Source organism: Leclercia sp. S52, from assembly GCF_039727615.1.
In the GTDB taxonomy this organism is placed as follows: domain Bacteria; phylum Pseudomonadota; class Gammaproteobacteria; order Enterobacterales; family Enterobacteriaceae; genus Enterobacter; species Enterobacter adecarboxylatus_B.
On record NZ_CP152474.1, the window covers coordinates 4,404,902 to 4,430,315 of the forward strand.

Annotated in this window: 19 protein-coding genes and 4 pseudogenes; 10 read left to right on the forward strand and 13 right to left on the reverse strand. The window is 57.1% G+C overall.

Annotated features, from left to right (window positions below):
- The first annotated feature begins 78 nt into the window (after positions 1–78).
- The 3 genes from argR to yhcN (AAHB66_RS21125) all read left to right on the forward strand — a co-directional run bounded on the left by argR (position 79) and on the right by yhcN (AAHB66_RS21125) (position 1,574).
- A complete protein-coding gene (argR, locus tag AAHB66_RS21115) occupies positions 79–549 on the forward strand; it encodes a transcriptional regulator ArgR (protein WP_032614540.1) in 471 nt (156 codons plus the stop codon).
- 377 nt (positions 550–926) lie between these two features.
- Positions 927–1,190, forward strand: a complete 264-nt coding sequence (gene yhcN, locus AAHB66_RS21120; protein ID WP_347114419.1) for a peroxide/acid stress response protein YhcN — start codon at positions 927–929, stop codon at positions 1,188–1,190.
- 117 nt (positions 1,191–1,307) lie between these two features.
- Positions 1,308–1,574: a peroxide/acid stress response protein YhcN gene (gene yhcN / locus AAHB66_RS21125; RefSeq protein ID WP_032614544.1), complete on the forward strand. Its 267-nt coding sequence runs from the start codon at positions 1,308–1,310 to the stop codon at positions 1,572–1,574.
- A 60-nt stretch (positions 1,575–1,634) separates the two neighbouring features.
- On the opposite strand, the gene AAHB66_RS21130 is transcribed toward yhcN (AAHB66_RS21125), so the two are convergent.
- The 5 genes and pseudogenes from AAHB66_RS21130 to aaeX all read right to left on the reverse strand — a co-directional run bounded on the left by AAHB66_RS21130 (position 1,635) and on the right by aaeX (position 6,613).
- The gene (locus AAHB66_RS21130) at positions 1,635–1,907 is read right to left on the reverse strand and encodes a barstar family protein (RefSeq protein ID WP_142487284.1); all 273 of its coding nucleotides are present in this window, start codon (positions 1,905–1,907) and stop codon (positions 1,635–1,637) included.
- A 49-nt stretch (positions 1,908–1,956) separates the two neighbouring features.
- Positions 1,957–3,409: pseudogene (locus AAHB66_RS21135) on the reverse strand (NAD-dependent succinate-semialdehyde dehydrogenase); the annotation flags it as partial.
- 87 nt (positions 3,410–3,496) lie between these two features.
- Positions 3,497–5,464, reverse strand: a complete 1,968-nt coding sequence (gene aaeB, locus AAHB66_RS21140) for a p-hydroxybenzoic acid efflux pump subunit AaeB (RefSeq protein WP_347114421.1) — start codon at positions 5,462–5,464, stop codon at positions 3,497–3,499.
- Between the two features lie 5 nt (positions 5,465–5,469).
- Positions 5,470–6,402, reverse strand: coding sequence for a p-hydroxybenzoic acid efflux pump subunit AaeA (gene aaeA / locus AAHB66_RS21145; protein ID WP_347114422.1), 933 nt, complete (start codon positions 6,400–6,402; stop codon positions 5,470–5,472).
- Positions 6,403–6,409: 7 nt separating this feature from the next.
- Positions 6,410–6,613, reverse strand: coding sequence for a p-hydroxybenzoic acid efflux pump operon protein AaeX (aaeX, locus tag AAHB66_RS21150; protein ID WP_032614553.1), 204 nt, complete (start codon positions 6,611–6,613; stop codon positions 6,410–6,412).
- Positions 6,614–6,790: 177 nt separating this feature from the next.
- Here aaeX and aaeR point away from each other — a divergent pair, with 177 nt between their 5' ends.
- Complete coding sequence (aaeR, locus tag AAHB66_RS21155; RefSeq protein ID WP_337017531.1) at positions 6,791–7,714, forward strand: HTH-type transcriptional activator AaeR; 924 nt, start codon at positions 6,791–6,793, stop codon at positions 7,712–7,714.
- 37 nt (positions 7,715–7,751) lie between these two features.
- On the opposite strand, the gene tldD is transcribed toward aaeR, so the two are convergent.
- The 8 genes and pseudogenes from tldD to csrD form a co-directional block, all read right to left on the reverse strand.
- Positions 7,752–9,197: a metalloprotease TldD gene (gene tldD / locus AAHB66_RS21160; protein ID WP_347114423.1), complete on the reverse strand. Its 1,446-nt coding sequence runs from the start codon at positions 9,195–9,197 to the stop codon at positions 7,752–7,754.
- A gap of 86 nt (positions 9,198–9,283) precedes the next feature.
- Positions 9,284–13,080, reverse strand: a pseudogene (gene yhdP, locus AAHB66_RS21165) (AsmA2 domain-containing protein YhdP).
- A gap of 45 nt (positions 13,081–13,125) precedes the next feature.
- Positions 13,126–14,595: a ribonuclease G gene (gene rng / locus AAHB66_RS21170; protein WP_142487291.1), complete on the reverse strand. Its 1,470-nt coding sequence runs from the start codon at positions 14,593–14,595 to the stop codon at positions 13,126–13,128.
- Positions 14,585–15,178: a nucleoside triphosphate pyrophosphatase gene (locus AAHB66_RS21175; RefSeq protein ID WP_347114424.1), complete on the reverse strand. Its 594-nt coding sequence runs from the start codon at positions 15,176–15,178 to the stop codon at positions 14,585–14,587. The genes rng and AAHB66_RS21175 overlap by 11 nt, the downstream gene beginning before the upstream one ends.
- A 9-nt stretch (positions 15,179–15,187) precedes the next feature.
- Complete coding sequence (gene mreD, locus AAHB66_RS21180; protein WP_333853502.1) at positions 15,188–15,676, reverse strand: rod shape-determining protein MreD; 489 nt, start codon at positions 15,674–15,676, stop codon at positions 15,188–15,190.
- Entirely contained in the window at positions 15,676–16,692 is a 1,017-nt protein-coding gene (gene mreC / locus AAHB66_RS21185) for a rod shape-determining protein MreC (protein ID WP_333853504.1), read from the reverse strand. Before mreC ends, mreD begins: the two co-directional genes overlap by 1 nt.
- Before the next feature lie 62 nt (positions 16,693–16,754).
- Entirely contained in the window at positions 16,755–17,798 is a 1,044-nt protein-coding gene (mreB, locus tag AAHB66_RS21190; protein ID WP_000913396.1) for a rod shape-determining protein MreB, read from the reverse strand.
- A 279-nt stretch (positions 17,799–18,077) separates the two neighbouring features.
- Positions 18,078–20,019: pseudogene (gene csrD / locus AAHB66_RS21195) on the reverse strand (RNase E specificity factor CsrD).
- 184 nt (positions 20,020–20,203) lie between these two features.
- Here csrD and AAHB66_RS21200 point away from each other — a divergent pair.
- The 6 genes and pseudogenes from AAHB66_RS21200 to accC all read left to right on the forward strand — a co-directional run bounded on the left by AAHB66_RS21200 (position 20,204) and on the right by accC (position 25,397).
- Positions 20,204–21,178 carry an MDR family oxidoreductase gene (locus tag AAHB66_RS21200; protein ID WP_347114428.1) on the forward strand — a complete coding sequence of 325 codons (975 nt, stop codon included), beginning with the start codon at positions 20,204–20,206 and terminating at the stop codon, positions 21,176–21,178.
- Between the two features lie 77 nt (positions 21,179–21,255).
- Positions 21,256–22,258 (forward strand): annotated as a pseudogene (msrP, locus tag AAHB66_RS21205) (protein-methionine-sulfoxide reductase catalytic subunit MsrP).
- Entirely contained in the window at positions 22,259–22,858 is a 600-nt protein-coding gene (msrQ, locus tag AAHB66_RS21210; protein ID WP_347114429.1) for a protein-methionine-sulfoxide reductase heme-binding subunit MsrQ, read from the forward strand.
- Between the two features lie 233 nt (positions 22,859–23,091).
- A complete protein-coding gene (gene aroQ / locus AAHB66_RS21215; RefSeq protein ID WP_307762982.1) occupies positions 23,092–23,544 on the forward strand; it encodes a type II 3-dehydroquinate dehydratase in 453 nt (150 codons plus the stop codon).
- Positions 23,545–23,566: 22 nt separating this feature from the next.
- The gene (gene accB / locus AAHB66_RS21220) at positions 23,567–24,037 is read left to right on the forward strand and encodes an acetyl-CoA carboxylase biotin carboxyl carrier protein (RefSeq protein ID WP_307762981.1); all 471 of its coding nucleotides are present in this window, start codon (positions 23,567–23,569) and stop codon (positions 24,035–24,037) included.
- A 10-nt stretch (positions 24,038–24,047) separates the two neighbouring features.
- On the forward strand, positions 24,048–25,397 hold the full coding sequence (gene accC / locus AAHB66_RS21225) for an acetyl-CoA carboxylase biotin carboxylase subunit (RefSeq protein ID WP_347114430.1): 1,350 nt from the start codon (positions 24,048–24,050) through the stop codon (positions 25,395–25,397).
- Positions 25,398–25,414 lie beyond the last annotated feature (17 nt).

The window sequence follows — 25,414 nt, forward strand, 5'->3', positions numbered from 1 at the left end:
GATTGGGCAGATACTTTGCATAAAAATTCATCCATGTGCATAATAATGTTGTTTCTACCGCTATATTTCGGGTGATTTATGCGAATCTCTTCTAAACAAGAAGAATTGGTTAAGGCGTTCAAAGCGCTGCTTAAAGAAGAAAAGTTTAGTTCTCAGGGTGAGATCGTTCAGGCCTTACAGGAAGAAGGCTTCGAAAATATCAACCAGTCGAAAGTCTCCCGCATGTTAACCAAGTTTGGCGCAGTGCGTACCCGCAACGCCAAAATGGAGATGGTCTACTGTCTGCCAGCTGAGCTGGGCGTACCGACAACCTCGAGCCCGCTGAAGAATCTGGTGCTGGATATCGACTATAACGATGCCGTGGTGGTGATCCACACCAGCCCGGGCGCAGCCCAGCTGATTGCGCGTCTGCTCGACTCGCTCGGGAAAGCAGAAGGTATTCTCGGCACCATCGCCGGTGACGATACAATCTTCACGACCCCGGCCAATGGTTTTTCGGTGAAAGACCTCTACGAAGCCATTCTGGTTCTGTTCGAACAGGAACTCTGATCTCCTTCCCTGCTGCGTCCCGCAGCGGGGAATCTTCGGTTCCTGCCTCGTTTTGCCTTACATTCTGTTATCTGTGATTTAACAAATAGTGCGTTTTTCCGCTTCAATTCATTCATGCAGTGGATGATTCGCCCCACGATCGCACGAATAATCAAATTGTCCTATCCTTATGATTTTAATAAAAATAATCGACTATTTTGCGTTTACCCCCGGCTTTTTTATTCCCTTCAGTTATAAAACCATCTCTGCTTAATACGTAATTTCACGAGAAACAATTAGCATGGTATTAATTTTTGCCGTTATTAGTGTATACTTGATTTTGTGATGAGGGTCACGAAACGAAGACCCCAGTAAAGAATATGACGAGGAAGAGAATCATGAAAATCAAAACTACCGTAGCCACACTAAGCATTCTGTCTGTTCTGTCTTTCGGTGCATTTGCTGCCGATGCGATTAACGCCGAGCAGGCCCAGTCCCGTGAATCTATCGGTACCGTTTCTGTCGGTGCAATCGGTACTTCTCCGATGGACATGAATCAGATGCTGAAAGAAAAAGCGCAGGAACAGGGTGCCTCATCCTATCGCGTTATCGAAGCGCGTACCGGTGACCACTGGCATGCCACTGCTGAGCTCTACAAATAAGTCGTACCGCGCACAACCCGAAATACCCGTTATCTCAGTTCAACGACACCAGGCATAAAAATAGCAGCATAACCCTTCTCGCCGTTGAACGTGCCCTGTAAGTAAGGAGTAAAGACTATGAACACTAAATTAATCATCGCCACCCTTGGTTTAGCTTCCGTTCTCTCATTCGGTGCCAGCGCAGCTGTGCATCAGGTTACCGCGGAACAAGCACAAGGCCTGCAATCACTGGGTAGCGTAGGCGTTACCGAAGTTGCCGGTTCTCCAATGGATGTCCGTCAGGCCCTGGCAGCAAAAGCTGAAAAAGCCGGCGCCAGCAGCTATCGCATTACCGAGTTGAATACAGGCGACCACTGGCATGCCACGGCCGAGCTGTACAAATAAACCCTCGTCGTATTGACCTACGACTTGCCCCTGCCTCGCAGGGGCTTTTTTTTTGCCTTTTTACGGACGAACGTTAAAGCGGATCTGACCTTCCAGCTCCTCTTCCGCCTCATCAAATAGCAGGATAAGCGCACCGAAACGCCTGCGCAGCTTCTCCGGCAAATGGGTAAATTCGATTTCAAGCGGTAACGGCAGCTGGTTGCCGGTCACGATCTCCCACAGAGAATCCAGGTTTGTCACGCTCTCCCGCGCGATGCCAAAGGTACGTGAAAACTCACGGTAAAAGTCTTCCTGACTGTCGATTTCATCAAAATCAAACGTATAGATATTCATTTCCCGCCACCCCGTCCAGGCGGGCGGCTGATGCCGCCCTGCCGATTATAATCCCCCCGATATGCAGGGTTTTCACTTCAAGGAACTCCTCCAGGCCCAGTACTGAACCTTCACGTCCCAGCCCTGACTCTTTCACCCCGCCAAAAGGCCCCAGCTCGGTGGAGACCGCGCATTCGTTAATCCCGATCATTCCGCTCTCAATGGCCTGTGAAACGCGGAACACCCGCTGCAGATTCTGGGTATAGAAATAGGCGGCCAGGCCAAAAGGCGTATTATTGGCGCGCTGAATAACCTCCTCTTCGGAGGTAAAACGGAAGCAGGCTGCAACGGGCCCAAAGGTCTCTTCACTGGCCAGCGCCATCCCTTCATAGCAATCGCCCAACACCGTCGGCTGCCAGAAGTTACCGCCCAGCTCGTGCGCTTTTCCGCCTGCCAGTACCTTCGCCCCTTTGGCGACCGCGTCCTCGACATGCTCGCGCACTTTTTTTACCGCGGCAGGTTCAATGAGCGGCCCGACAACGGTGCCCTCCTCCAGGCCGTTACCCACTTTTAAGGCGTTTACGGCGGCGGCGAGTTGGCTGACGAAGGCGTCATACACCGACTCCTGAATATAGAAGCGGTTAACGCTGACGCAGACCTGACCCGCATTACGGAATTTGTTGGCGATGGCCCCTTTTACCGCAGCATCAATATCGGCATCGTCAAAAACGATATAGGGCGCGTTCCCACCCAGCTCCATCGAGACTTTTTTCATGGTTTCGGCGGCATTGCGCATCAGCGTTTTGCCGACCGCCGTCGAGCCGGTAAAGGAGATTTTGCGCACCTCATGGCTGGCCATGATCGCATCGCTTATCTCAGAGGTGTTGCCCGCCACCGCGTTGAGTACGCCGTCCGGGACGCCCGCTTTTTTCGCCAGGGTCAGCAGCGCAAAGGCGCTGAGCGGCGTGTTGTTAGCCGGTTTGATCACCCCGGTACAGCCTGCGGCCAGCGCCGGGCCCAGTTTGCGGGTCAGCATCGCCATCGGGAAGTTCCACGGCGTGATAGCCGCTACCACGCCAACCGGTTCGCGGGTGGCCAGAATGCGGGAGCCGGGTTTAACCGGGGGGAATGATCTCCCCGTTGGCGCGTTTGGCCTGCTCGGCGAACCACTGAATAAAGCTGGCCGCGTACTCGACTTCGCCCTCCGCCTCTTTCAGCGGTTTGCCCTGCTCGGTGGTCATTAGTTGTCCAAGCCACTGCTTGTTCTCAATGATGAGTTCATACCAGCGATAGAGGATGGTCGAGCGCTCTTTTGCGGTTCTGGCCCGCCACGCCGGGAAAGCACGGCTTGCGGCGGCGATGGCCTCTTCGGTCTCTTTGGTGCCCGCTTTTGCCACTTTAGCGATCACCTCGCCGGTAGCCGGGTTAAGTACATCGAATGTGGTATCGAGCGTTTTCCATACGCCATCGACCAGATATCCTGTCTGAAATAGCGCACTGTCCTGAAGAGCCTGGGTAGTCATGTATCCTCCCATTCTGGGTTTAAGTACTTGCCCGAATAAGTATAGTCACAAAAAAACCGACGCTTACGACGTCGGTTTTCAGGAGGATCAGCTGTCGGTGAGCACATTCTGGTAGCGATGCAGCATCCCCACCAGCCGCTGCACCGGTTCGGTCACCTGTCGCGGCGCCTCCCAGATGCGCAGTTTTTCCTGGTAGATATCCAGCTCCTCAAGCAGCTGAGCAAAATAGCGTCGCCGCTTATCGTCGCTGGTGGCCGAAATCACATGATCGGCGGTGCGCCGCAGCTGGCGGTGGAATGCCGAGAGATCGTCATTAACCGGCACCGGTGCATTGCGCAGACGCTGGTGGGCGATGATCAGGGTCAGGGCCAGGCGGAATCTGGCGATGTCGCCCGGGAATTTGTTCAGCAGTAAGAACAGCTGCTGATAGAGCGCGGGCAGATGGTTCTCTTTGCGCCGGGCAGTGTTGGTGGTCATCGCGGAAACAGCAGCGGAAACAAACTGGTTCAGCAGCACGCGGCCGGTGCGGGCCTGGGAGTTATCACGCACCAGCAGAATAACCATCATCGCAAGGAAACAGCCGACAATCTGCCCCAGCGCGCTGTCGAGGAACTGGCTGAAGTGAAACGTCATCGGGTTATCCAGCACCAGAATATTGATGGTACTGGCCAGCGCCCCGAGCGAACCCAGGCGTCGCTTCTGGACCTCAATACCAATAAAGAAGGCCATCACGGCAAGGCTGATACAGAGCAGCAGCATGCTTTGCTGGGTCGAGGGCAGAACCACCAGGAAATAGAACGCGCCAAGCGGCAGTGCTGCCAGGGTGCCGTACAGAAAATCGAGCGCCACCATCCGCGGATTCGGCAGACGCATCGCCAGAGAGGTGACCACGGCGATCATCACCATGGCACCGCTGCCGGATGTCCAGCCGGTCCACAGCCAGAACAGCGTTCCCAGCATACAGGCGAGCGTGGTGCGCCAGAAGTTCACCATCGCGTGGTGACGTTCCGCCGACTCGGCTTTAACCACTACCTCACCCTGAAGCACCTCCTCTTCGGTGGCGCTGATTTTGGTATTGCCGATCACGCCACGTTTAAGAAGCAGGTAGCGCGTCGCCGCGCCAACCCAGGTGTAGATGGTCACAGGGGTGTCGCGCTCGCCGGTCCAGGCAATGATCCGCCGCATGCGTTTCAGCTGTTTATGCACATCCTGCACGGTGGCGACGGGAGTGGCGAACTGCTCCCGGAAGGTCTCGGTGACCGCCTCGGGACGGGTGTTCTGGATCAGATAGGTTTCGCAGGCCTGGGTGATCAGGGTTAAGGAGACGGTATTGAGCGCCTTCAGGCGGCGGTTGGCCCGCGACCAGCGCGACGACTCCATATTGAGGTTGCTGCGCATTCCTTCCAGAGCGGTGGTACGGCGCACCAGCGCGCTCCAGGCGTTATCCACCTCTTCGCTGTCGCCATGCTTAATGCACAGCTGCATCAGCTGATACTGGGCAACGATCAGCGCATCCAGCTCGCGATCCACCTCCTGCTTAATGGAGCGGGGGGAGAAGAGCAGATCCGCCACGATCGCACAGACAATCCCCATCACGATCTCGCTGCAGCGCTCCACGGCAAACTGCGGCGCCAGCAGCGGGTTGGTCTGAATGGTGATGATAATGATCAGCGCGGTATAGCCGGAAAGGCCCCAGGCGTAGGAGTTTTCTACCCGCACCAGAGAGGAGATCCAGGTGCAAAAACCAGCCCAGATACAGCACACCATCAGCATCAGCAGCGGGGTGCGGATCATCAGGATCACGATGGTCAGCGCGGCAATACAGCCGATAAAGGTGCCGACAATACGCAGCATCCCGCGATAGCGTATTGCGCCGGAGTAAGGCTCGCCGCCCGCGGCAAACGCCGGGCCGGCGGCAACAATCGCCGCGGTCAGCACCGCCCAGCGGGGTGTTTCCAGCTGAAAGTGAAAGCCGACAAACAGCGCCAGCACGATGGCAAAGGCCAGCTTAATCGCAAAGCGCAGGTGCTGATTGGCGATGGAGAAGATGCCCATGGCGATTAACCGAACTCACGCAGGCGGTGGGCAATTTTGCGGAATAGCGAGTCATGGCTGGCGTCACGATCTTTCTCGCCGGTGATCACCACCGTAGCGGTAGTGCCTGCAGGCCACAGGTTGCCCTGCTGTTCATCCAGACGAATACGCACCGGCACGCGCTGCGCCAGACGCACCCACTCCAGATTGGAATCGACGGTCGCCATCCCTTTGCTGTCGCGGGTGGCGCTGGAGTTGGTCACCCCTGCCGCCACGCTGTCGACCGTCCCTTTCAGAACACGATTGCTGCCCAGCGGGGTGATTTCGGCCCGATAGCCCGGACGGACGTTCTCCAGCTTGGTCTCTTCCATATAGGCCAGCACGTAGAAGGAGTGCTGTTTGACCAGCGCCACGGCGGTAGAGCCGCGGGTAATAAATTCACCGGTGTAGACGTTGAGGTTGGTCACCCAGCCGTCGGACGGGGCGCGGATCACGGTACGCTCAAGATCGAGCTTCGCCAGATCGCGGGTGGCCTCGGCCTTCGCCAGCTGATGCAGCACGGTTTGCAGCACGTTGTTGGACTGGTCGATCTCCTCGCGGGACATCGCCTGCACCCCGAGCTGATTACGGCGCCCCGCCTCGCGACGTTTTTCCGCGGCCAGCGCCTGGTAGTAGGCGACGTCCGCTTCCGCTTCTTCCAGCGCTTTCTGGTAGCGCGGCTGGTCAACGGTAAACAGCACCTGATCCTTTTTCACCAGCTGGTTGTCATGCACATTGACGGCAGTGATCAGGCCTGCCACGTCCGGGGCAATGGCAACGATGTCGGCGCTAAAGCGCGCATCGCGAGTCCAAGGGGACTCGGTGTAGTAAACCCACGCGCGAAAAATAGCGATGAACGCGAGGATAACCAGCGCCACGGTAATGGCGGTACGGGAGATTTTTCTTGTTAGCGTTTTCACATCTACCTCAAACAAACAGTCGCGATACCAGATAGAACAGGCAGCAATACAGCGCGGAATTGAACAATGCAGGGTGCCAGACGAAATCATAGATCCCAGTTGGAGCCAGCACCTTTCGCACCAGCCAAAAAATCGCCAGTGATAAAAGAAGTTCGAAGAATATCGGAGGGAACGACAATCCGAACACCACGATAACGGGAAACAGACTCATGTTGACCTTGATTAGAGCGAGCAGGCGAAAGAATTATTCAGCATACGGCACCGCAGAAGGGGCAAGAAAAGCCGGGCGAGAGTGGCGTAGCTATAATGTATTAATAATATATTAGCGTAACTGTTATGCTGTTATCTATCATATGTGATCTAAATCACTTTTAAGCCAGAGTGAATAATGGAACGTCTAAAACGGATGTCGGTTTTTGCCAAAGTCGTTGAGCTGGGCTCCTTTACCGCCGCGGCCAGGCAACTGCAGATGAGCGTCTCGTCAATCAGTCAGACCGTCGCCAAACTGGAAGATGACCTCCAGGTGAAGCTTCTCAACCGCAGCACCCGCAGCCTGGGGCTGACCGAAGCCGGCAAAATTTATTATCAGGGCTGTCGGCGGATGTTGTATGAGGCCCAGGCGGTGCATGAGCAACTCTACGCCTTTAACAACACCCCCATCGGCACGCTGCGCATCGGCTGCTCTTCAACTATGGCACAAAATGTCCTGGCTGAAATGACCGCCGAGATGTTGCAGGAGTATCCGGGGCTGACGGTCAATCTGGTCACCGGCATTCCCGCCCCGGACCTGATTGCCGATGGGCTGGATGTGGTGATCCGCGTCGGGGCATTACAGGACTCCAGCCTCTTCTCCCGCCGTCTGGGCAGTATGCCGATGGTGGTGTGCGCGGCGAAAAAGTATCTCGCCAGAGCCGGGATCCCGGAGAAACCGGCGGATCTCAGCAATCACGCCTGGCTGGAGTACAGCGTGCGCCCGGATAATGAATTTGAGCTGGTCGCGCCGGAAGGGCTCTCAACAAAACTGCTGCCGCAGGGGCGCTTTGTCACCAACGATCCGATGACCATCTCCCGCTGGCTGGTGGCCGGGGCCGGGATCGCCTACGTCCCGCTGATGTGGGTGATCAACGAGATCAACAGCGGCGAGCTGGAGATCCTCTTCCCGCGCTATCAGTCGGATCCGCGCCCGGTGTATGCGGTCTATACCGAAAAGGACAAACTGCCGCTGAAGGTGCAGGTGTGCATTAACTATCTGACGGACTATTTCGTGCAGGTGGCGGCGCTGTTTCAGGAGATGCGGGGAAGGAAGGAATAACCCTCTCCCACAGGGAGAGGGAATTTCGGATAGGAAATTACGCGGTACCGCCGACGGTCAGGTTATCCACCTTCAGGGTCGGTTGGCCGACACCTACCGGCAGGCTCTGGCCCTCTTTGCCACAGACACCGACGCCGTTATCCAGCTTAAGATCGTTACCGACCATCGAGATCTGCTGCATCGCTTCGATGCCGGAACCGATCAGGGTTGCGCCCTTCACCGCTTTGGTCACTTTGCCCTTCTCGATCAGATAGGCTTCTGAGGTCGAGAAGACAAATTTGCCGGAGGTGATATCCACCTGGCCGCCGCCGAAGTTTGGCGCATAGATGCCGTACTCCACCGACTCGATGATCTCCTGCGGCGTGGATTTACCCGCGAGCATATAGGTGTTGGTCATACGCGGCATCGGCAGGTGCGCGTAGGATTCGCGACGGCCGTTACCGGTTGGAGCCACACCCATCAGGCGGGCATTCAGCTTGTCCTGCATGTAGCCTTTCAGGATCCCGTTCTCGATCAGCACGTTGTACTGACCCGGCGTCCCTTCGTCGTCGATAGAGACCGAGCCACGACGATCGGTCATGGTGCCGTCATCCACCACGGTGCAGAGCTCAGAGGCCACCAGCTCACCCATATGGCCGCTGAAGACCGAGGTGCCGCGACGGTTGAAGTCGCCTTCCAGACCGTGACCCACCGCTTCGTGCAGCAGCACGCCAGGCCAGCCCGCGCCCAGTACCACCGGCAGGGTGCCCGCAGGCGCTGCTACGGCAGAGAGGTTGACCAGCGCCATTCGCACCGCCTCTTTCGCCCAGGCGTCGGCACGCACTTCGCCTTCGACCGGGTTCAGGAACCATTCGTAACCAAAACGACCGCCGCCGCCGCTGGAGCCGCGCTCGCGTTTGCCGTCCTCCTCCACCAGCACGCTGACGGAGAGACGGACCAGCGGACGCACGTCGGCGGCCAGGGTGCCATCGGTTGCCGCCACCAGGATCAGCTCGTACACGCCGCTCAGGCTGGCAGAGACTTCCTGCACGCGCTTATCTTCCGCACGGGCAACTTTGTCCACCCGGCGCAGGATATCCAGCTTCTCTTCCCGGCTCATGCTTTGCAGCGGATCGACGCTGGTGTAGAGCGCAGAGTGCTGCACTTCGCCCAGGGTTTTCACCCGGCCGTCACCGCTGTCGCGCACGATGGTGCGTGCCGCCTGCGCGCTCTGCTGCAGGGCGGTCAGGCTAATCTGGTCCGCATAGGCAAAACCGGTTTTCTCGCCGCTGACGGCGCGGACACCGACGCCCTGGTCGATGTTATAAGAGCCATCTTTGATGATGCTGTCTTCTAAAACCCAGGATTCGTGATAGCTCGACTGAAAGTAGAGATCGCCGTAGTCGAGACGGCGTTCGGTCAGTTGACCAAGAATGGAAAACAGGTCCTGATGGCTCAGGCCGTTCGCTGCCAGCAAATGTTCACTTACCAGGTTCAGACTCATCGTTTTGCTACTCGTTCGTTGCCGTCCACAGGACGTATCTAAGATCTTATCTATTGAGAGTGAGGCAATTAATTGCCCGCGTCAAATCATTGCTGTGCATCTTTGCGTGGCTGACGCAGCACTTCATTAATCTGCGGTTTATCGACCGGACCGGTGATGTGATAGCGCAGAATCGAGACTTTGCTCCACAGCGGCCCCAGCACTTTACTGGCGGCAAACACCGCCGCGCCGACAATCGGGTTCACGGCAAAGGCCGCTGCCACGCCGACGGTGGCGGAAATTTCCGGGGCCACCACCGCTTCCATATCCAGTTCGCGACGCACCAGGTTGACGGAGCCTTTCATGGCGATATCCGCCTCCAGCCCGTCGACCAGGGTGTCATCAGTGTGAAGGACCCCGTCTTTGATCCACGCCGTGCTGCGGATCGAGTCGAAGTAGAAGCCTTCGTTAAAGGTATCGCTGAAGTCAAAGCGCAGCTTGCGCAGCAGGGCGTCGAAGCTGAGCAGACGCAGCAGCTGTCCTGCATGACCGGTGCTCAGATCGGCGATTTCTCCCTTGCCCAGCCGGGTCTTGAGGATACCGTTCAGCGAGGCTTCGTCAGGCTTCCACGGCTGAGCGCGCCAGTGCAGATCGTAGTCGAGGTCAAAGGACGAACCGCGAATCGGCGTGGTGATACCGAAATAGTTCGAGGCTGCATCCAGCTTGTTGCCTTTGATCTGCCCTTTCAGCGAGGTGCGCTGCTCGGTGCCGTTCACCCACTCGCCGTTGGCGGTCAGGCGGCCAAAGCCGGTATCAATCAGCCCGCCCGCCAGGGTCAGGGTGTTGCCCTTAATGGTGAAGTCGCCATCAATACGACCGTACTTCTGTCCCCACAGCCAGCACTCGGCACAGCGCAGCTGTAAATCAGGCCAGCCGCTGAAATTGACCCGCGTGGTGCTGGCTAACGGCGAAACAGGATTACCTTTTCCGGCGGTCGCGGTCGCCGGGTTGAAATAGAGATAGCGGATCTCCGCCTGCCACGGCGCGGTATCGCGCATCAGCAGGGTGGCGTTAATCTCCCGCCCCTGCGCCTCGACTTTTGAGCCGTTCAGGGTCGGCTGCGAGACGATGCTCAGGTTATTCCACTGCTGTCCACCCAGCGCCAGGGCGGGAGTGCGCACCGTGATGTGCTGCGGGAACTGCGCCGACTCATCGACATTTTGTCCGACCCCGCTCTGGAACAGCGCTAACCACTCGGCACCATCCATCGGCGGCAGGTTGAGTTCGACGCCCGCCTGTTCCGGCAGCGGCGGCAGCGTGCGGCTGTCGCTGGTCCAGATGGCGCGATCCAGCGTCAGCTTGCGGTTCAGCAACCAGCGGCTGTTAAAGTGATTCTTACTACCGGCATTGCCCGTCAGGGTAAAGCTGTTGAGATCCCCGTCGACGTTCAGTTTCACCGGCAGCGGCTCACCCGCGCTCTTCTCCAGCGGCGACGGCAGGTCGCTGCTGACGTTCTTCAGATCGCCGCTGATATCCACTTTGTAATGGGCATCGCCACGATAAGGCAGCTCAATCGCCACCTTGCCGTTCCACGGCAGGCGGCCTTCCAGCGCCTGGCTGATGCTTTTTGGCAGCACATCCATCCGAGAAGGCTGCCAGCTGGCATCCAGATTGATCCCCACCTGATAGGCTTTCTCGCCTTCGGTGGTGGAAAAGTCGATATTCACCGGCTGATTAAACCAGCTCGCAGTCAGCGGCCCGCTTTTCAGATCGCCATTCACGAAGCTGAACTGGCCGCTCAGATTGTTAATGGTGCTGTCCAGCGGCTTGATGAACAGACTGTTATTTTTCAGCCTGACGTCGCCTTTGGCGGTGGTCATGGTGCCGTCGAGCGGGATATCCAGATGTAAGCGAGCATTCACATCGCCATCCAACTGGAGCTGCTGGAGCGTGGCACCCAGGGAATCATCCAGCGGCGTCTCGTCAAAATACGGCCCAACGGCTTTTCCGGGGCCGTTGATATCGGCGTCGATCAGCAGCTTTTCTTTCGAATAGTCCGGGATCACCGCGGTCAGGTTACTGGCTTTCACCCCGCCCAGCGCCACGCCATCGGTCTTCATCCACAACCCGTCATTGATGAAGTTAAGCTCAATATCGAGGTTTTTCAGCGCGGGCCACTCGGGCTGGAAGGCGTAGGTGGCGTTGCGTAACGGCACCAGAACCTGGAACTGGCCTTCGTTGTGCTTGTAGGGGAACAGGTGCGGGTTACCGCCATACACCAGGGTAGCGTTATCCGCCTGTCCGCCCTGAATAGCACCGCTCAGGTAGTCCACCAGCGCTTTGCCCATCAGGTTTTCAGGAAAATAGCGCCACGCCTGCGATCCGTCGTCGGTGCTGATGCCCGCCAGGATCCCCAGCCAGGGTTCATCGCCCGCTGGTTGCAGATAGCGGAAATCCCCCCCGGGCGTGCACCGCTTTGGCTTTGACGTCGATGTCACGTCCGTCAAGCTGGAAACCCTTCTCGTTCTTCAGCCAGTGGAGGGTGGCGGTGCCTCTCTCTACCTCCAGCGGGGCGCGGAAGACGGTTTCGTAAGGCATTTTCGCATCGCGCATGTTGGCCACCAGGCGACCATCCTCCACGCTGCCCTGCAGCGTGCCGCTGAAATGCTCGGCCCCCGGCAGCAGCTCCCACTGCTTCCAGGCGAGATCGGTCCAGGCGATGTTGAAGCGGGTTTTTTCCGTCTCCTGCAGTGGAATATCGAGCGCCAGAGCGTTGATCGCCCCCACCGGCTGGGTGGCCTGCCAGACTTCGCCCAGCGACGGGGAGAGCTTCGCCGCGATGGTTCGCAGCCCCTCCAGGCCTGACAGCTCCAGATTGCTGGCGCGAATGCGTAGCTCGTCGCTGCGTTTGTTGTTGGCGCCGCCGACGTCCTGCCCCGGGATCCAGGCCAGAGCCAGGGCTCCGCGCGGCCACGCCTTGTCGTCCATGGTAATGCGCGTATCCGGGATGGCGAACTGCCAGCCCTCTTTCTCGCGGGTGACGTGCGCGGTCAGGTTATCGACCGAAAGCTGATGCTGGCGCGCTTTCCCCGGCCAGCTGGCGCCCCCCCTGCTTCAGCCAGATATCGCCGCTGGCGAACTGGCCATTGGTGAGAGTCATCCACCCTTCAATGCTGAAGCGCGCGGTTTGCAGCTGCATGTTCTGCTGCACCCACTCACCGAGCCAGGGTTTGACGTCCACGTCATCGGCCTGCATCCACACTTTGCCGTTATTCAGCAGGCCATTGTCGTCACGCAGATCCATCCGCACCTGCATCACGCCATGCTGTCCGTTCAGGCTGGAGAGACTGACCTGGCCTTCCGCACGGTGCCGATCTCTGCCATTGAGCCAGGTAAGCTGGGGGATCGCCAGTTCGGCGCGCTGTCCGGAGAGAGTAATAAAGCTGATTTCACTGTCGCGCAGATCGAAATGATCGAACTGGCGCAGGAACAGATCGCTGATGCGGTTGGCCTCAAAGCCTTCGCCCTGATCGTCACTGCGTAGCGGGGTGTTAGTCAGAAACTGCAGCTGATAAAAGGTGAGATCGCGAAACTGCCAGCGCAGGTGCAGCAGGCTTTGCCACACGTCCAGTGCCAGGGTCACGCGCTTAATTTTGAGGTAGCCGCCGTCTTTCAGCTGCGCGTTGATATCGCGCACTTCCAGCGTCGGGCCGAAATTCTGCCAGCTCGCGTTGAGCTGGCTGGCCGCGACGGGCATGCCGGTCGCGGATTCGATTTTCGCCAGCACCTGCGGACGCCAGGTGTCCAGATGCGGCAATATGAGACGCAGCCCGCTTACGAGCAGCGCGACAATCACTATCAGCGTTGCCCCTGTAAGCAGTAAAATCCCCGGCAATCGCCTCACGCGTCTCTCCTTGTCAGCCGTTCTTGTCTCGCAGTGCCCTGCGGATTACATCATCACCACGTCAAACTGCTCCGGGTTATAGAGCGGCTCTATCTGTACCTTTACCTGTTTGCCGACAAAGATTTCCACTTCTGCCAGCGCGTGGGACTCTTCTCCTTTCAGGGCTTCCGCCACCGAAGGAGAAGCATAGACCAGGAAGCGGTCGGAGTCGTAGGCGTGATGCACGCGAACGATCTCACGCATGATCTCGTAGCAGACCGTCTCTACCGTCTTTACCGTGCCGCGGCCGTGGCAGGTCGGGCACTCGTTGCACAGCACATGCTCCACGCTTTCACGGGTGCGTTTGCGGGTCATCTCAACCAGACCCAGCTGGGAGAAGCCGTTGATGCTGGTTTTCACGCGATCTTTGCTCAGCGCCTGCTCCAGGGAGTGCAGCACGCGGCGGCGGTGGTCTTCGTTACTCATATCGATAAAGTCGATGATGATGATGCCACCCAGATTGCGCAGGCGAAGCTGACGCGCAATGGCCTGCGTCGCTTCAATGTTGGTATTGAAAATGGTGTCGTCCAGATTGCGGTGACCGACAAACGCCCCGGTGTTGATATCCACGGTGGTCATCGCTTCGGTCTGGTCGATAATCAGATAGCCGCCGGACTTGAGCTCGACCTTGCGCTCCAGCGCGCGCTGGATTTCGTTCTCGACATCATAGAGATCGAAGATCGGCTGACGCCCGGTGTAGTGCTCCAGCAGGCCCGGCATTTCCGGAATGTACTCGGCGGTAAATTCGAGCAGCGCGTCATAGGTCAGACGGGAATCGACGCGGATGCGATCCAGCTGGGCATCGGCGAAGTCGCGCAGGACGCGCTGGGCAAGGGCCAGCTCACCGTACAGCTGATAGCGGGTCTGGTTGCGTTTTTTACGCTCCATCACTTTGGTCCAGACGCGTTTCAGGTAGGCGGCATCCGAGGCCAGATCTTCTTCGCTGATCCCCTCTGCGGCGGTGCGAATGATAAACCCGCCCTGCTCATCGCAGTACGCGCCGACCACTTTTTTCAGCCGATCGCGCTCGCTTTCGCTCTCGATACGCTGGGAAACGCCAACGTGAGAAGCGCCAGGCATAAAGACCAGATAACGGGAAGGTAAGGTGATGTCGGTGGTCAGGCGCGCGCCTTTGGTGCCCAGCGGATCTTTCACCACCTGCACCATCAGATCCTGGCCCTGACGCACCAGCTCGGAGATATCACGAACGGTAAACTGCTTTTGCTCTTCACCCGCCACGCATTCGGTGTGCGGCATGATATCGGAAGCATGTAAGAAGGCCGCTTTATCGAGGCCAATATCTACAAATGCCGCCTGCATACCCGGTAGTACACGACTGACACGACCTTTGTAGATATTGCCTACTATTCCGCGCCGCGCTTCACGCTCGATATGAATTTCCTGAAGAATTCCGCCATCGATATAGGCCACACGGGTTTCCGAGGGCGTTACGTTTACCAACAATTCAGCCGTCATAATTATCCCTTCCCTCACGCAGTGAGTTAAAATTGCTCAGCAACTCATACGTTTCCACCAGCGGTAAGCCGACTACGGCGTGATAGCTGCCATTGATCTTCCTGACAAAACAGCCACCCAACCCTTGAATACCGTATGCACCTGCTTTATCCATTGGTTCACCGCTGGCGATATAACCGGCGATATCCTCTTCTGTGAGTACTCTGAACGTGACGTCGGTGACCACCAGGCAATCCAGCACGTGCTGGCGATCTGCCAGCGCGACGGCAGTCATTACCTGATGCGTATGGCCGGACAATTTGCGCAGCATTCTAAACGCATGCTCATCGTCGTGCGGTTTCTCGAGGACTTCACCATTAAGGATGACGATGGTATCTGCGCCCAGCACCGGTAAATCACGCGGCACCTGCGCCACGCCGGCCTGCGCTTTCTCCCGTGCCAGACGGGAAACGTACTGTTGTGCGCTTTCGCCCTCGGCACGTTGCTCTTCAATGCCGGTGACGATGCGTTCAAAAGATACCCCTAACTGCGTCAGGAGTTCCTGACGGCGCGGGGAGCCGGAAGCGAGATACAAAGACGTCATAGAAACCTTTTATTGCACGGCAAATTGCTGGCGAACCTTACGCATCAGCAGGAACAACCATGGCCAGAGCACACCGTTTACTACACTACTCCAGAACACTTCCGGACGGAAAGAGACGTTGATCACTAAAAACTCTGCCCAGAAAACAATGATATCCGCGGCCATGGATAACAACATCACCACAAGCGCCTGTTGCCAGAGCGCCAGATTACGAAAGAGCTGGAATTTCAGAGCGACCAGGTATGCGATGATACTCATGGACAGAGCGCGTACGCCAAGCGTTGAGCCACTAATCAGATCCAGTATGGCACCCATCACAAAACCTGTGCCCACATTTACGCGGTGCGGTAGCGCGAGGATCCAGTAGAGCAGAATCAGCAGCACCCAGTTTGGCCGGAAAACAAGAATGTCGTCCGGCCAGGGCATCACTTGCAGCAACAGCGCGACTAAAAACGAGAGCCAGATAACCCAGCGTCCCTGGCTACGATAGCTTGCCACTATTGCCCTCCCGAAGAGAGTTGCGGTGGCGGTGGCGCATCAGGCAGCGGCTGGGTCAGCCCGGTTGCCGGCGCCGGGACTGGCGCAGGCGGCCCCATCGAGTTTGGCGCAGGAAGCACCTGCGGCATCATCTGCATCAGTCGTTCATTCGCCACACGATGCACATCTTCCGGAGTCATCGGGTTAGAACCGTTACGATCGGCCCCCCACAGCAGCAGCAGATAGCGCAGGCGCTGCAGACCCGCCGTTGGACGAGCCTGAATCACGGTATAGGCGCGCTGGGTGTCCAGCTTCACGGAGGAGACCACCCCAACCGGATAACCTTCCGGGAAGCGACCGCCCAGACCTGACGTCACCAGCACGTCGCCCACGCGAATATCGGTATTCGCCGGCAGATGTTCCAGCTGCAGATCGTCCGTACAGCCGTTACCGGCCGCAATGACGCGAATATCGTTACGCAGCACCTGGATCGGCAGCGCATGGGTGGCATCGCAAATCAGCAGCACGCGGCTGGTCAGCTTGGCGACTGCAACCACCTGGCCGACGACGCCTTTATCACTGATGACCGGCTGGCCTTCGTACACGCCATTGACGCTGCCCTTGTCGATCACCACCTGATCGCTGTACGGATCGTTAACGGTGGAGATCACCTGGGTCACCATCTTCTGCTCATCCTGACGCAGCGGGGAGCCCAGCAGCTCACGCAGACGGGCGTTCTCCTGCTTGTACTGGCCCAGCATCAGTATTTCGCTGTTTTTCAGCAGCAGTTCCTGGCGTAACGCGCGGTTTTCAAGTTCGAGTTGATCGCGTGAGGACAGGGTTTGCGAGACGCTGTCGAGTAATTCACGGGGACCATTTGATACAAAGTAGAAAGGACTGACGGCGGTATCCATGTACGTTCTGATCTGGCTGAACGTACCGAGGCGGCTATCGGCAATAATGACACCAAGCGCTACCAACACCCCAAGGATCAGGCGAAACTGTAGCGACGGGCCACGGCTAAAAATTGGCTTCATAGGCTATGCGTACTCTCGCGTCAGAGAGAAAGGGTAGCCATCCGCTACCCTTTCACACCTGACTACTCTTCGCTGAACAAGTCGCCGCCGTGCATGTCGATCATTTCCAGCGCCTTGCCGCCACCACGGGCTACGCAAGTCAGTGGATCTTCTGCAACTACGACAGGAATTCCTGTCTCTTCCATCAACAGGCGGTCGAGGTTACGCAGCAGCGCACCACCACCGGTCAGAACCATACCGCGCTCGGAGATATCGGAAGCCAGTTCCGGCGGGCACTGCTCGAGGGCAACCATGACGGCGCTGACGATGCCGGTCAACGGCTCCTGCAGCGCTTCGAGGATTTCGTTGGAGTTCAGGGTAAAGCCACGTGGAACGCCTTCTGCCAGGTTACGGCCGCGCACTTCGATCTCGCGAACTTCGTCACCCGGGTAAGCAGAACCGATTTCGTGCTTAATACGCTCTGCGGTGGCTTCACCGATCAGAGAGCCGTAGTTACGGCGAACGTAGTTGATGATGGCTTCGTCGAAGCGGTCACCACCGATACGTACGGAAGAGGAGTAAACCACACCGTTCAGGGAGATAACGGCCACTTCAGTGGTACCGCCACCGATATCCACCACCATGGAACCGGTTGCTTCGGAAACCGGCAGGCCGGCACCGATTGCCGCAGCCATTGGCTCTTCAATCAGGAAGACTTCACGCGCACCAGCGCCCTGAGCGGATTCACGAATAGCACGACGTTCTACCTGGGTAGCGCCAACCGGCACACACACCAGAACACGCGGGCTTGGACGCATAAAGCTGTTGCTGTGCACCTGTTTGATAAAGTGCTGAAGCATTTTCTCGGTCACGAAGAAGTCAGCGATAACGCCGTCTTTCATCGGACGAATGGCAGCGATATTACCCGGCGTACGACCAAGCATCTGCTTAGCGTCATGGCCAACGGCCGCTACGCTTTTCGGTGAACCAGCACGATCCTGACGAATGGCCACAACTGAAGGCTCATTCAGTACGATGCCTTGTCCTTTTACATAAATGAGGGTATTCGCGGTACCCAGGTCAATGGACAGGTCATTGGAAAACATGCCACGAAATTTTTTCAACATACTAAGGGATAATCCTGAAAGCTGGGGCGGAAAACAAAATCCGCTTACTTTACCAACCACACGCAGCAGCGACAAGGCGCAAAAATCGCCTGCTACGGTGAAAATTTGTGCAGCACGTTTCCTTTGTTACAAATCGTCGCCTGACTCCCTCAGGGCTGAGAAAAAACAGCGTTCCTCACGTTCATTTGTAACCCGTTAAAGGTCGCTCACTGTCATTTTGCTCGTCATACATCACGCTACAGGCGCGATATTCTACGTGAAAACTCACCAAACGGCAGGTTAAACAGAGTATCTTTGCGAATATTTTTTCACATTGCTGTCAAGAGGCTGAGAGGCCGCAAAAAAATCTCCTTGACCCCCCTGTCACTCCGCGCTCTGTCAACGTCTGCCATTCCGTTCGTGACCGTACGCCCGTAGCAAATACATGCGTTTGCGTTCCCTTGCAGGCTTCGACCAGGCTCTGTACCAGCAGCTGGTTTTCCGTGCGTTTTTCGATATTCCTTACCAGCCCCGGATGCAGCTTCAACAGCTCTACCTCCAGCGCCTTGATCCAGCTGGTGCTGACCAGCGTCAGACCCGCCTGCGTCACCGCCACACGAGCCCCCAACGCATTGATCAATCGAACCACCGGCTGTAACCGACTGATGTGTTGACAAACATCCGCCTCTGCAAGTTCAAAAATAATCCGTCTACGCTGCGATTTTTCACATTGCATCAGCACATCGCGCAGCCAGCGCTGGAATCGCGGGCGGATTAGAGACTCTACCGTCACCTGCAGCGCCAGATGCTCTTCCGGCCAGAAGGATAAGAATGGCATCAATCGCGAAATTTGCTGGCGGTCGTACTCTTCCGACAGGCCAAACTGCAGCACCATCGGCAGATACTCCGCCGACACCACCTCTTCGTTGCCGTCGAAGATGCGGCACAGCAGCTCCCGATGATGGACCTGGCCGTTAGCCAGCACCGCCGGTTTTTGGTAAATCCGCGGCCCGCCGCGGGTAAGCATCTGTTCAATCAGGGTGCGCCAGCGCACGTTGCCACGCCCTTTTTCCGGCAGGGAGTCATCATAAACCGCCCAGCCGTTGGCCCCCTGCAGCACGGCATTGCGGGTGGCGGCTTCGGCGTGCTCCATCACCTGCTCGGTGGTCTGGCCGCCGCGCCAGGCGCAGATGCCAATATGCACCATGTCATCGCGATCGAGCATTTTGCTCGGCGGCAGCGCATCCACCGACTTGAGCAGCAGGCTGGCGATGCTCTCTGACTCTTTCAGGGTGCGGTGCGGCAGCAGCACGGCGTAATCACTGCGGTGATAGCGCGCCAGCAGCGCCCCGGGATAGCGCATCATAAAGGTGGAGAGCATATTAATGAGCGTAAACAGATGCTCCTCCGCCACCGCCCTTCCCCAGTTGTCTTTCAGCAGGTCGAAGTCCGGCAGACGGACAATCATCACTACGCCGTGCGAGCCCACTTTCTCAGGGTCTTCCAGCAGGGTCGCCAGCTGATTATCAAAGAAAAGCCGATTGTTAAGGCCGGTTTTGTTGTCCTGGGCGGCATAGGAGCGGATCAGCGTGTCTATCCGGCTGCGCTGGTCGCTGGCAAACTGAATTTCGGACAGCAGCACATCCAGCGCGCTACTGGTACGTGACGGCCATTCATAGACGGATCCGCGCACCTGGGCCCCTCGTTCTCCGTTGAGGATCCGCACCGAGCGCGACTCCAGTAGCTCCTGCCCCGAGAGCTGGCGACGCAGCCAGCGCACCGCCAGAAAAATCAGCACCACCACGAAGATCACCGCCACCGTCAACGGCGCGGTGGTCATCAGCGAACGAAAATAACTGTTCATGGGGTCCAGATAGGCCAGGCTTATGGTCATACCGGGGTTTTTCAGGGAGGGAACGGTCAGCTCGAGATTCTGGGGTGGCGCACCGGCCGGTCGATAACTCTTTTGCCCGCTGTGGCTGAAAATGGTTTGTCCGCCCTGTTTAATTTCCACCCGGGTGATATCCACCGGGGCCATCAGCTCGTCCAGCTGACGGGTAAGTTCTGGAAAGGGGGTGCTGACAAGGCGGGAGTCAATCACCGAGGCCACGGACTGGACGCGGTTCGCAAGCTTTCCCTGGATCGCATTATAGAAACTGAGCGAGCAGCCGATCAGGATGACAAAGATGGTCAACCCGGTTAGCAAGGCGATAAAAGCGGAAAACTTCGTCGATAATCGCATCCTTGAGATTACTCCGTGAGTTGGTGAGGATAGCAAGTGAGCACTAACTTGCAATACGGCATCGGCATACTACCAAATCCGGTGTATCTGGCAATTTATTGCGTTAAATCGGCATTGCATGTCAATGAGCGAGTATAGTCTCCCAAAATTATTTTCCAATCATCATGCTGAGTAAGGAATTCGTATGCAGGCTTTGATCTTAGAACAGCAGGAAGGCAAAACTCTTGCATCAGTGCAATCTATTGAGGAGAGCCGCCTGCCAGAAGGGGCCGTGACCGTTGATATCGACTGGTCCAGCCTGAATTACAAAGATGCCCTCGCCATTACGGGTACCGGCAAGATCGTTCGTAATTTCCCAATGGTTCCAGGTATCGACTTTGCGGGCCGCGTACACGCCAGCGAAGATCCGCGTTTCCATGTCGGCCAGCAGGTGCTGCTGACCGGCTGGGGCGTGGGCGAAAATCACTGGGGCGGGCTGGCCGCGCAGGCTCGCGTCAATGGCGACTGGCTGGTGCCGATGCCGAACGGGCTCGATGGCCGTAAAGCGATGATCATTGGCACCGCCGGGTTTACCGCCATGCTGTGCGTAATGGCGCTGGAAGAGGCCGGGATCACCCCGCAGTCCGGTGAGGTGGTGGTAACGGGTGCCAGCGGCGGCGTCGGCAGCACCGCGGTCGCCCTGCTGCATAAGCTGGGCTATCAGGTGGCGGCGGTCTCCGGTCGTGAAAGCACCCATGACTATCTGCGTTCCCTGGGTGCCAGCCGCATTCTGGGCCGCGACGAGTTCGCTGAGACCCGTCCGCTGGAGAAACAGATCTGGGCCGGTGCCGTCGATACCGTCGGGGATAAAGTGCTGGCAAAAGTACTGGCGCAGATGAACTACGGCGGCTGCGTGGCGGCCTGCGGCCTGGCGGGCGGTTTTGCCCTGCCGACCACCGTGATGCCGTTTATTCTGCGTAACGTCCGTCTGCAGGGTGTCGATTCGGTGATGGCCCCGCCAGAGCGCCGCGCCCAGGCCTGGGAACGGCTGGTTCGCGATCTGCCTGCCTCTTTCTATGATCAAAGCGCCACCCAGATTAGCCTTGAGCAGGCGCCGGAGTATGCTGCGAAGATCGTTAATAACCAGATCCAGGGCCGTACGCTGGTGAAGCTGGGTTAATCTTCAAATTTTCGTGACATATTCGCTTTAACCCTGCTCCTCCGTCATGCTTAGAAAAACGCATGACGGAGGATGCCATGAAAGTGAAACCCCTGACGGAAGCCGATATCACCGCGGAATCCGTTTTTATGCTTAAGCGCCGCCAGATCCTGAAAATGCTGGGGATCGGTGCCGGTGCGCTGACGCTCTCGCCTCTCGCCCAGGCCGACCTGCTGGACTGGTTTAAGGGCAACGATCGTCCGAAAGCCCCCCTCCGGGAAGCCCCTGACCTTTACCCAGCCTGCCCAGTGGCAGAGCAACCTCGCCAAAACTCCCGAAGATAAAGTGACAGGCTACAACAACTTCTACGAGTTCGGCCTGGATAAAGCCGATCCGGCCGCTAACGCCGGCAGCCTGAAGACCGATCCCTGGACGCTGAAAATCGACGGCGAAGTGGCGAAGCCCCTGACCCTCGATTATAACGATTTGACCACCCGCTTCCCGCTGGAGGAGCGTATTTACCGCATGCGCTGTGTCGAGGCCTGGTCAATGGTAGTGCCGTGGATTGGTTTTCCGTTGCATAAGCTGCTGGCGATGGTGGAGCCCACCAGCAACGCGAAGTATGTCGCCTTCCAGACCCTTTATGATCCGGACAACATGCCCGGCCAGAAAGACCGGTTTATCGGTGGTGGACTCGATTACCCTTACGTGGAGGGATTGCGCATTGATGAGGCCATGCACCCGCTGACGCTGCTCACCGTTGGCGTCTACGGCAAAGCCCTGCCGCCACAAAACGGCGCCCCTGTCCGCCTCACCGTGCCGTGGAAATATGGCTTTAAGGGCATCAAATCGATCGTCAGCATCAAGCTGACCCGCGAGCGTCCGCCCACCACCTGGAACCTTGCGGCCCCGAACGAGTACGGCTTCTACGCCAACGTGAACCCGCACGTGGATCACCCGCGCTGGTCGCAGGCCACCGAGCGGTTTATTGGCTCAGGCGGCGCGCTGGACGTCAAACGTCAGCCGACGCTGCTGTTTAACGGCTATGCCGACCAGGTGGCGTCCCTCTACCGCGGCCTCGACTTAAAGGAGTTTTTCTAAGTGCGTCTGACGGCAAAACAGATTACCTGGCTGAAGGTCGCCCTGCATCTTGCAGGGCTGCTTCCTTTTATATGGCTATTCTGGGCCATCAACCACGGCGGCCTGAGCGCCGATCCGGCAAAAGATATTCAGCACTTCACCGGCCGCACTGCGCTGAAATTTTTACTGGCGACCCTGCTGATCTCTCCCCTGGCGCGCTACGCCAAACAGCCTTTGTTGATCCGCACCCGCCGCCTGCTTGGGCTATGGTGTTTCGCCTGGGCGACGCTGCATCTCACCAGCTATGCGTTTCTTGAGCTGGGGATTAACAATCTGGCCCTGCTGGGGCGCGAACTGGTTACCCGTCCTTATTTAACCCTCGGGATTATCAGCTGGGTAATTTTACTGGCGTTGACCCTCACCTCCACCCAGTACGCCCAGCGAAAACTGGGAAGGCGCTGGCAACTTCTGCATAATTTTGTATATCTTGTCGCGATCCTCGCTCCCATCCACTACCTTTGGTCGGTGAAAATTCTCTCGCCGCAGCCGATCATCTACGCCGTACTGGCTGGTGTGCTTCTGGCATGGCGTTATAAGAAGTTTCGCCAGTGGTGGCGATAACGGGCGAAAATGTGCGTATTCCCGCAGATCGCTTAGCCTTCCTGGGTGTTTATCCGAATGCTGTTGATAATCTTCCCTGATAAGACCAGTATTTAGCTGCCAAATGCTACGAAATCGTTATAATGTGCGACTTTGGTTTCCCCGAAGGGTTTTTCGGACCCTGAAAGGGTGACAATCGCGTATCGAAGGTATATTTTGTTTTTTACCGGAGAATCGCAGGAGATAGCGGCACAATGGCTGACAAGTTGCACATCTTAGTTTTGAACGGACCGAACCTGAATATGCTCGGCACCCGTGAACCCGAGAAGTACGGCACGCTGACGTTAACCGAGATTGTTAACCGTTTGGGTAGCGAAGCGGCGTCACTCAATGTGGAACTTGACCATTTTCAGTCAAACGCGGAGTACGCACTCATCGACCGCATTCATCAGGCTAAAGACTCCACGGACTATATCCTGATTAATCCGGCCGCGTTTACGCACACCAGTGTTGCTATTCGCGACGCGCTGCTGGCAGTGAGCATCCCATTTATTGAGATCCACCTCAGCAACGTGCATGCGCGGGAGCCGTTCCGCCACCACTCCTACCTGTCGGATATCGCCGCTGGCGTCATCTGTGGACTGGGGGCTGACGGTTATTCATTCGCTTTACAGACAGCGGTAAAACGCCTGTCACAATCACACTAAACAAAGAGTACGGAACCCACTCATGGATATTCGTAAGATTAAAAAACTGATCGAGCTGGTTGAAGAATCAGGCATCTCCGAACTGGAAATTTCTGAAGGCGAAGAGTCTGTACGCATCAGCCGTGCTGCGCCAAACGCAGGCTTCCCGGTTATGCAACAAGCTTATGCTGCACCAATGATGCAGCAGCCAGCTCTGTCTAACGCTGTCGCTCCGGCGACCACTCCAGCAATGGAAGCGCCAGCAGCAGCGGAAATCAGTGGTCACATCGTACGTTCCCCAATGGTTGGTACTTTCTACCGCACCCCGAGCCCGGACGCTAAAGCGTTCATCGAAGTGGGCCAGAAAGTTAACGCGGGCGATACCCTGTGCATCGTTGAAGCCATGAAAATGATGAACCAGATCGAAGCTGACAAGTCAGGTACTGTGAAAGCGATTCTGGTCGAAAGTGGTCAGCCGGTTGAATTTGACGAGCCGCTGGTCGTCATCGAGTAACGAGGCGAACATGCTGGATAAAATTGTTATCGCCAACCGCGGCGAGATCGCACTGCGTATTCTTCGTGCCTGTAAAGAGCTGGGCATTAAGACCGTCGCGGTGCACTCAAGCGCGGACCGCGATCTGAAACACGTATTACTGGCGGATGAGACGGTCTGTATCGGCCCGGCTCCGTCCGTGAAAAGCTATCTGAACATCCCGGCTATCATCAGTGCCGCTGAAATCACTGGCGCGGTCGCGATTCACCCGGGTTATGGCTTCCTCTCTGAGAACGCCAACTTCGCTGAACAGGTAGAACGTTCTGGCTTTATCTTCATCGGTCCGAAAGCTGACACCATCCGCCTGATGGGCGACAAAGTGTCTGCAATCACCGCGATGAAAAAAGCCGGTGTTCCAACTGTACCAGGCTCCGACGGTCCTCTGACCGACGACATGGATGCTAACCGTGCTCATGCGAAACGCATTGGCTATCCGGTTATCATCAAAGCGTCCGGCGGCGGCGGCGGTCGCGGTATGCGCGTTGTGCGCAGCGATGCCGAACTGGCTCAGTCCATCTCCATGACCAAAGCGGAAGCGAAAGCAGCTTTCAGCAATGACATGGTGTACATGGAAAAATACCTGGAAAACCCACGCCACATCGAAATTCAGGTGCTGGCAGACGGTCAGGGTAACGCGATCTATCTGGCAGAACGTGACTGCTCCATGCAGCGTCGTCACCAGAAAGTGGTCGAAGAGGCACCAGCACCGGGTATCACCCCGGAACTGCGTCGCTACATCGGCGAGCGTTGCTCCAAAGCCTGTGTCGATATCGGCTATCGCGGGGCAGGTACCTTCGAGTTCCTGTTCGAAAACGGCGAGTTCTACTTCATTGAGATGAACACCCGTATTCAGGTTGAACACCCGGTTACCGAAATGATCACCGGCGTTGACCTGATCAAAGAGCAGCTGCGTATCGCGGCGGGTGAACCGCTCTCCATCAAGCAGGAAGAAGTTGTGGTTAAAGGCCATGCGGTAGAATGCCGTATCAACGCCGAAGACCCGAACACCTTCCTGCCGAGCCCGGGTAAAATCACGCGCTTCCACGCGCCGGGTGGCTTTGGTGTGCGCTGGGAGTCCCATATCTACGCCGGTTACACCGTACCGCCGTACTATGACTCCATGATCGGCAAGCTGATCTGCTACGGCGAATCCCGTGACGTGGCGATTGCCCGCATGAAGAACGCCCTGCAGGAGCTGATCATCGACGGAATCAAAACCAACGTTGATCTGCAGATGCGAATTATGAGCGACGAGAACTTCCAGCATGGTGGTACCAACATCCACTATCTGGAGAAGAAACTCGGTCTGAACGAGAAGTAATACAGCATCTTTGCTAA

Bases quoted from the DNA above. Each gene is read 5' to 3' on its own strand.
- argR (WP_032614540.1), top strand. From the start codon at position 79: ATGCGAATCTCTTCTAAACAAGAAGAATTGGTTAAGGCGTTCAAAGCG.
- yhcN (WP_347114419.1), top strand. From the start codon at position 927: ATGAAAATCAAAACTACCGTAGCCACACTAAGCATTCTGTCTGTTCTG.
- yhcN (WP_032614544.1), top strand. From the start codon at position 1,308: ATGAACACTAAATTAATCATCGCCACCCTTGGTTTAGCTTCCGTTCTC.
- AAHB66_RS21130 (WP_142487284.1), bottom strand. From the start codon at position 1,907: ATGAATATCTATACGTTTGATTTTGATGAAATCGACAGTCAGGAAGAC.
- aaeB (WP_347114421.1), bottom strand. From the start codon at position 5,464: ATGGGCATCTTCTCCATCGCCAATCAGCACCTGCGCTTTGCGATTAAG.
- aaeX (WP_032614553.1), bottom strand. From the start codon at position 6,613: ATGAGTCTGTTTCCCGTTATCGTGGTGTTCGGATTGTCGTTCCCTCCG.
- aaeR (WP_337017531.1), top strand. From the start codon at position 6,791: ATGGAACGTCTAAAACGGATGTCGGTTTTTGCCAAAGTCGTTGAGCTG.
- tldD (WP_347114423.1), bottom strand. From the start codon at position 9,197: ATGAGTCTGAACCTGGTAAGTGAACATTTGCTGGCAGCGAACGGCCTG.
- rng (WP_142487291.1), bottom strand. From the start codon at position 14,595: ATGACGGCTGAATTGTTGGTAAACGTAACGCCCTCGGAAACCCGTGTG.
- AAHB66_RS21175 (WP_347114424.1), bottom strand. From the start codon at position 15,178: ATGACGTCTTTGTATCTCGCTTCCGGCTCCCCGCGCCGTCAGGAACTC.
- mreC (WP_333853504.1), bottom strand. From the start codon at position 16,692: ATGAAGCCAATTTTTAGCCGTGGCCCGTCGCTACAGTTTCGCCTGATC.
- mreB (WP_000913396.1), bottom strand. From the start codon at position 17,798: ATGTTGAAAAAATTTCGTGGCATGTTTTCCAATGACCTGTCCATTGAC.
- AAHB66_RS21200 (WP_347114428.1), top strand. From the start codon at position 20,204: ATGCAGGCTTTGATCTTAGAACAGCAGGAAGGCAAAACTCTTGCATCA.
- aroQ (WP_307762982.1), top strand. From the start codon at position 23,092: ATGGCTGACAAGTTGCACATCTTAGTTTTGAACGGACCGAACCTGAAT.
- accB (WP_307762981.1), top strand. From the start codon at position 23,567: ATGGATATTCGTAAGATTAAAAAACTGATCGAGCTGGTTGAAGAATCA.
- accC (WP_347114430.1), top strand. From the start codon at position 24,048: ATGCTGGATAAAATTGTTATCGCCAACCGCGGCGAGATCGCACTGCGT.